Source organism: Streptomyces sp. NPDC002588, from assembly GCF_040295925.1.
Taxonomy (GTDB): domain Bacteria; phylum Actinomycetota; class Actinomycetes; order Streptomycetales; family Streptomycetaceae; genus Streptomyces.
Genome location: NZ_JBEOWF010000014.1, coordinates 216542 through 223627, shown reverse-complemented (window position 1 = coordinate 223627; position 7086 = coordinate 216542). Strand labels below are relative to the sequence as shown.

The following is a 7086-nucleotide window of genomic DNA, read 5'->3' as shown; positions in this document are numbered from 1 at the left end:
GTACATCCAGTACGAGGGCTTGCACCCGGCACGCCGAGAGCACGCGCCGGACGCCGCTCCTTGACGGGCAAACGCTGCCTGCCGCGGCACTAGTGCGTGTTTGATGGATCTCCGTCCATGACCGACCCGCACCACCCCGGAATCCCCTCGCAGGCCTCCCGCCAGGACGTCGGCACATCCGCGGTTCCGGTCCTCGCCGCCACCACACCTCCCGCCATCGCGCACGTCGTGTCCCGGTCGCCCCATCCGCCGACCGTCTGCCACAGCGCTTCGGGCAGGTCGTCCAAATGGCCGGCCGCGGACCAGAGGGCGAAGGGGACCGTGTCCTGGGCGGAGAGCCGTATCCCGGAGCCGAGCACGGCCGCCGCGTGGCGCACCGACGTCCGGGAGGGGAAACCCGCCGCCCGCAGCAGGGCCGCGTGGACCTCGCCGGCCGGGACGTGCGACGCCACCTCCCGCAGGAACTCCCCACGCGAAGCCCCCCGTGTGTCCCCCGCCGCCAGCCCCGCCGCCACGGCCACCGCCACCGCTCCCGCCACCGCCTCCGGGTGGGCGTGGGTCGTCAGTGCGGAGAGGCGGGCCTGCTCGGCGGCGATCGCGAGGTCGTCGTGGAACCACGCCCCCAGCGGAGCCACCCGCATCGCCGCCCCGTTGCCGTGCGAACCCTGGCCGCCGAACTGGCCCTCCGTCACCGCCCGCCAGTCCTCGCCCTCCGCGATGCGCCGCAGCAGCCCGTGCATCGACGGGCCGTAACCGCGGTCCGGGTCGCGTGCGTACTCCGCGGCGAACGCGCGCGCCAGGATGTCCGGGCGGACCTCCCCGTGCTGCGCCAGGTGGGCGAAGAGCACGAACGCCATGGCCGAGTCGTCCGTCCAGAGCCACGGCGCCGGGCGCGGGACCCGCGCGGCCCACGGACCCTCCGGGTCCTCGTCCGAGCGGGTGAACCAGCTGTCGCCGAAGGCGTCCCCGAGGACGAGCCCCTCAAGACTTCTCCTGCCGAGTACGGCGCTCATGTCACTCCGGCCCCCCTGATCCACGAAAAGAACATCTTCGTGCGCCCTTCGGCACCCTGTCACCTCGGTTTTCGGCGCCGTGGCCCTCACCGCCCTCCTCGCCACCCCCGCCGGTCGATCACCCTGCACGACCCGGCGAGCGACGAGTGCGTCACGACGCGCGGAAGGGCCCCGTCCGCCGATGTCCGGTGGACGGGGCCCTTCCTCATGTCCGTTACGACGCCTCCGGTCCCGCCTCCGTCATGCCGTGCACGGCCGGGATCGTGCCCAGGCGGCCCTTCTGGAAGTCCTCGAAGGCCTGCTGCAGCTCGTCCTTGGTGTTCATGACGAACGGGCCGTAGTGGACCATCGGTTCGCGGATCGGCTGCCCGCCCAGCAGGACGACCTCCATGTCCGGGGTGTGGGAGTCCTGCTGCTCGTCCGCGCGGACGGTGAGCGAGGAGCCCGCGCCGAAGACCGCCGTCTGGCCCAGGTGGATCGGGCGGCGTTCCGCGCCGACGGAGCCCTTGCCCGCCAGGACGTACGCGAGACCGTTGAAGTCCTCCCGCCAGGGGAGGGTGATCTCGGCGCCGGGCGCCAGCGTCGCGTGGATCATGGTGATGGGGGTGTGGGTGATGCCGGGGCCCGCGTGGCCGTCCAGTTCACCGGCGATGACCCGCAGGAGCGCGCCGCCGTCGGGGGTGGTGAGCAGCTGGACGTTGCCGCCGCGGATGTCCTGGTAGCGCGGGGCCATCATCTTGTCCTTGGCCGGGAGGTTCACCCACAGCTGGAGGCCGTGGAAGAGACCGCCCGACATGACCAGGTGCTCCGGCGGCGCCTCGATGTGGAGGAGACCGGAGCCGGCCGTCATCCACTGGGTGTCGCCGTTGGTGATGGTGCCGCCGCCGCCCTGGCTGTCCTGGTGGTCGAAGATGCCGTCGATGATGTAGGTGACGGTCTCGAAGCCGCGGTGCGGGTGCCAGGGGGTGCCCTTCGGCTCTCCCGGCGCGTAGTCCACCTCGCCCATCTGGTCCATCATGATGAACGGGTCGAGGTGACGGTAGTGGATCCCCGCGAACGCCCGGCGAACCGGGAAGCCCTCGCCCTCGAATCCGCTCGGCGCGGTCGTGACGCCGAGCACGGGGCGGGACACGGCGTCGGCCTGCGCGGCGATGCGCGGAAGCGTCAGCGGGTTCTCGACGGTCACTGCGGGCATGGTCGGTACCTCCTTGGGCGACGTACGTCCCAGATTAGTTGAGCGTTGAACTTTCTGCCACCCCACAACGACGAAAGCCCGGAGGACATTCCCTCCGGGCCACGACGTCCCCCAGACGGGGTCAGTTGCTGAAGTAGAGGTACTTCCACGCGCCGGTCGTCGTCGAGTTCACGGTGTCACCGGACGAACCGTTGACGTACACCGAGCGCACGCGCACCTTCCAGCCGGCCTCGCCGGGCGCCCCCAGCGACACGGCCGACTTCCCGTTCGACCCGACCGGGGCCCAGAACGGGTCGGCCGGGTACCACGAACCCTGGTAGTAGACCTGCAGGTCGAAGCGCTGCTGGCGACCCGGGTAGTAGGTCATCGTCGTGGTGAGCAGCGGGTCGGTGTTCTTGTGGAACCAGTAGTACGACGTCGAGCCGATCTTCGCCGTCTTGTAGTGCTTGGACACGGCGGTGGAGATCTTGACCCGGGCGTAGGACGTGACCTTCACGGTCTTCGGCTTGTAGCGGGAGTCGCCCGAGAAGACCGCGGTGACGGCGGTGTCGCGGGTCATGTCCACCCACGCGGCGATGTTGCCGCTGGAGTTGACCTTGCCCCGCTTGATCAGCTTCTTCGGCTTGTCGCCGCCGAAGGGGTCCGCCCAGATCTCGACCGTACGGTTCTTGTACGTCGTCCCCAGGTGCGCCGTGAACTTGACGTCGGCGCCGTAGTTGTACAGCTTGCCGTTGTTGTTCAGGCTCAGCGCCGTCGAGGCGCGGGAGACCGCGACCTTGTCGGAGGCGGTGGCGCCGGTGTGGTCGGCGTCGCCCGCGTAGGTGACCTTGTAGGTGACCGTGCCGCCGGCCGGCGGGGTGTCGGTGAAGGAGTACGTGCCGTTCGACGCGACCGTGACGGCGGCCAGCTTCTTGCCGCTCGGGCTCTCCAGGTCGGTCCGGGTGACCGCGAGCTTCGTGCCCGCCGCGAACGGGACGTTCGCCGTGATCTTGCCGGTGACCGTGAGCTTCTTGGCGCGGGGCGCGGACGCGGGGGCGTTGACCGTGAGGGTCGGCACGCTCAGCGCCGGGCCGGTGAACGCCTTCAGGGTGTAGGTGTTGTCCGCGTTGCCCGCCAGCGCGAACACCCGGGAGGAGTCGGGGGCCCAGGTCACGTCGCCCATGCTGGAGGACCCGGCCTCGAAGCTGCGCACCGGCTTGGTGGCGCCCGGCTTGTAGACGTTGACGTGACGGTCGTAGGCCGATGCGATCAGGCCGCCCGGCGACACGTCGCCCACCCAGGCCGTCTCGGAGAGGGCCGTACCCTCCGTGAGGGCGCCGTCGGCGTACGACAGCTTGCGGTAGCCGTTCCACAGCAGCTGGGTGGTGCCGGGCACGAGGTCGATGTCGTTGGACCAGCGGTCGCCGTCGGTCTTGGCGACCACCTGCGGGGTGGCGCCGGAGACGTCGAGGAGGTTGATCGCGCCCGAGCTGGTCCCGTTGTCGGTGTAGGACAGGAGGCCGGGGGCGGCCGGGTTCGCGTCGAGGAGTCCCGAGTTGTAGTACGGGGCGACCGTCTCCGGGAGCTGCGCCAGGGTCACCGCGGCGGCGGTGTCGGTGGCGGACGGGTCGACGGAGCCCAGGTTGCCGTGCATGCCGTCCGCGTCCGTCGTCCGGTACGAGAACCAGAGCCTGCCGCCCGCGAACGCGACCTGGTGCGGCTCGGCGCCGACACCGATGTCGTACGTGGACTTGATCTCCAGGGTGGCCGCGTCGAGCGCCACGATCGCGTGCCCGGCCGGCAGGGCCGCGTACAGGGTGGCGCCGTCGTCCGCCACCGCCAGGTCGCTGACGTCGCCGAAGCCGACGTTCAGGTCGACGAGGGTGCCGCTGTAGTCGGTGGCCAGGATCCGGCCGTTGGCCTGGTCGGCGACGAAGACGCGCTTCAGCGCGCCGTCCGCTACGAGACCGACGGGCGTGGTGAGGACGGCCGGGGCGGCCGAGGCGGTACCGGCCGCGGCGATACTCAGAGCCGCGGAGCTGAAGAGGACCGCGAGTGCCGTCGCGGCCGACGTGCTGCGCATACGCACAGTGATGAACCCCCACAGGAAAACCCGGGATTGCCGGGTGTGATGAGAGCGCCGCGCGGCACCCGGACGCGACCGCGGTGAAGCGGTGACGCACGGGGCGCGGCTGCCGAGGGCAACCCTATGGCATGCCTGTGACAAAGAGGGAGGGGATTTATACGGAGGGGGACATACCGGGCGAGCGGCCGAACGCGCCGGTCAGCGGTCGGCCATCCATCCGAAAAGGCCGGGCGGTGATCGCCGGTCGCCGGTCAGCCGTACATCCGCCGCATCGCGAAGTCGACCATCTGTTCGACCGCCTTCGCGTCGAAGACCATCCGGTGCTCGCCCTCCATGTCCAGGACGAAGCCGTAGCCGGTGGGGAGGAGGTCGATCACCTCGGCGCCGGTGATGACGAAGTACTTGGACTCCTTGCCCGCGTACCGGCGCAGCTCCTTGAGGGAGCTGAACATCGGGATCACCGGCTGCTGGGTGTTGTGCAGGGCCAGGAAGCCGGGGTTGTCGCCGCGCGGGCAGTAGACCTTGGAGGTCGCGAAGACCTGCTGGAAGTCCTCGGCGGCGAGCTGCCCGGTGGTGAAGGCGCGGACGGCGTCCGCGAGCGAGGGCGGGGACGGCTCGGGGTACAGGGGCGGCTGCTGCTGCCCGTAACCGCCGCCCATCGGCTGTCCCTGCGGCGGCGGGGCGTACTGCTGCTGCTGGCCCATGTTCTGGTCGTAGCCGTACATGCGCGCAAGCGTACCGAGCGCCCCGGGCCCGTGTGAGCCGGTGTGCACCGGTGGGGCCCGTCACAGTTCGACGGATCGGGTTGCGACTTATTACCGGCGGGTAGCATCATCGGGAGCCACTAGTAGGTACTAATCGGTAAGCGAACTGCGCGAGGATCCAAGTGCCTCGCCGATCTCTCTACGGAGCCGTCGCCATGGGGCACTACAAGTCGAATCTCCGCGACATCGAGTTCAACCTCTTCGAAGTACTGGGACGCGACAAGCTGTACGGCACCGGCCCGTTCGGGGAGATGGACACCGAGACCGCGAAGAGCATCCTCGAGGAGCTCACCCGCCTCGCGGAGAACGAGCTGGCGGAGTCCTTCACCGACGCCGACCGCAACCCGCCGGTCTTCGACCCGGAGACGAACACCGCGCCGGTCCCGGCGTCCTTCAAGAAGAGCTACAAGGCCTTCATGGACTCGGAGTACTGGCGCCTCGGCCTGCCCGAGGAGATCGGCGGCACCACCGCCCCGCCATCGCTGATCTGGGCGTACGCGGAACTGGTCCTGGGCGCCAACCCGGCCGTGTGGATGTACTCCTCCGGCCCGGCCTTCGCCGGCATCCTCCACAGCGAGGGCAACGAGGCACAGAAGAAGATCGCCCAGATCGCCGTCGAGCGGACCTGGGGCTCCACCATGGTCCTCACCGAGCCGGACGCCGGTTCGGACGTCGGCGCCGGCCGCACCAAGGCGGTCCCGCAGGAGGACGGCTCCTGGCACATCGAGGGCGTGAAGCGCTTCATCACCTCCGGCGAGCACGACATGGAGGAGAACATCCTCCACTACGTGCTGGCGCGCCCCGAGGGTTCCGGCCCCGGCACCAAGGGCCTGTCCCTGTTCCTCGTCCCCAAGTACCTCTTCGACTTCGAGACCGGCGAGCTGGGCGAGCGCAACGGCGTCTACGCCACGAACGTCGAGCACAAGATGGGCCTGAAGGCCTCCAACACCTGCGAGATGACCTTCGGCGACCGGCACCCCGCCAAGGGCTGGCTGATCGGCGACAGGCACGACGGCATCCGCCAGATGTTCCGGATCATCGAGTTCGCCCGCATGATGGTCGGCACGAAGGCGATCTCCACGCTGTCGACCGGCTACCTCAACGCGCTCGAGTACGCCAAGGAGCGCGTCCAGGGGCCCGACCTGGCGAACTTCATGGACAAGACCGCGCCCAAGGTCACCATCACCCACCACCCCGACGTCCGCCGCTCGCTGATCACGCAGAAGGCGTACGCGGAGGGCATGCGCGCCCTCGTCCTCTACACCGCCTCGATCCAGGACGCCATCGCCGTCAAGGAGGCGAACGGCGAGGACGCCAAGACCGAGCACGCGCTGAACGACCTGCTCCTGCCGATCGTCAAGGGCTACGGCTCCGAGAAGGGCTACGAGCAGCTCGCCCAGTCGCTGCAGACCTTCGGCGGCTCCGGCTTCCTGCAGGAGTACCCGATCGAGCAGTACATCCGCGACGCCAAGATCGACACCCTGTACGAGGGCACGACCGCGATCCAGGGCCAGGACTACTTCTTCCGGAAGATCGTCCGCAACCAGGGCGCCGCGCTGAACTCGCTCGCCGAGGACATCAAGAAGTTCCTGGCGCTCGGCACCGGCGGCGAGGAACTGGCGGGCGCCCGCGAGCACCTCGCCAAGGCCGCCGTCGAGCTGGAGGCGATCGTCGGCCTGATGCTGACCCACCTCGCGGCCACCGAGCAGGACGTCAAGAACATCTACAAGGTGGGCCTGAACACCACCCGCCTGCTGCTCGCCTCCGGTGACGTGGTCGTCGGCTACCTGCTGCTCAAGGGCGCCGCGGTCGCCGCCGAGAAGCTGGAGAGCGCCTCCACCAAGGCCGTGTCGTCGAAGGACGTGGCCTTCTACACGGGCAAGATCGCCGCGGCGAAGTTCTTCGCCGCGAACGTCCTGCCCGGCGTCACCCTGGCCCGCAAGGTCGCCGAGGGCGTCGAGCTCGACCTCATGGAGCTGGACGAGGCCGCGTTCTGACGGACTCCGCCACCACGCTCACGAGGACCCGCTCCCACCACCGGGAGCGGGT

At 69.7% G+C, this 7086-nt stretch carries 5 protein-coding genes; 1 reads left to right on the top strand and 4 read right to left on the bottom strand.

The features are described 5' to 3' along the window. Positions 1-89: 89 nt before the first annotated feature. From ABT057_RS18610 to ABT057_RS18595, 4 genes are all read right to left on the bottom strand, one after another. Positions 90-1013, bottom strand: a complete 924-nt coding sequence (locus ABT057_RS18610) for an ADP-ribosylglycohydrolase family protein (RefSeq protein WP_352344136.1) — start codon at positions 1011-1013, stop codon at positions 90-92. Positions 1014-1227: 214 nt separating this feature from the next. After that, the gene (locus ABT057_RS18605; RefSeq protein ID WP_352344135.1) at positions 1228-2208 is read right to left on the bottom strand and encodes a pirin family protein; all 981 of its coding nucleotides are present in this window, start codon (positions 2206-2208) and stop codon (positions 1228-1230) included. Between the two features lie 121 nt (positions 2209-2329). Then, positions 2330-4270 (bottom strand): YncE family protein, encoded by a 1941-nt coding sequence (locus ABT057_RS18600; RefSeq protein WP_352344134.1) that lies wholly within the window; start codon positions 4268-4270, stop codon positions 2330-2332. 254 nt (positions 4271-4524) lie between these two features. Beyond that, complete coding sequence (locus ABT057_RS18595; RefSeq protein WP_352344133.1) at positions 4525-4998, bottom strand: SseB family protein; 474 nt, start codon at positions 4996-4998, stop codon at positions 4525-4527. Positions 4999-5192: 194 nt separating this feature from the next. On the opposite strand from ABT057_RS18595, the gene ABT057_RS18590 reads away from it, so the two are divergent. Then, a complete protein-coding gene (locus ABT057_RS18590; RefSeq protein ID WP_352344132.1) occupies positions 5193-7034 on the top strand; it encodes an acyl-CoA dehydrogenase in 1842 nt (613 codons plus the stop codon). Positions 7035-7086: the final 52 nt, after the last annotated feature.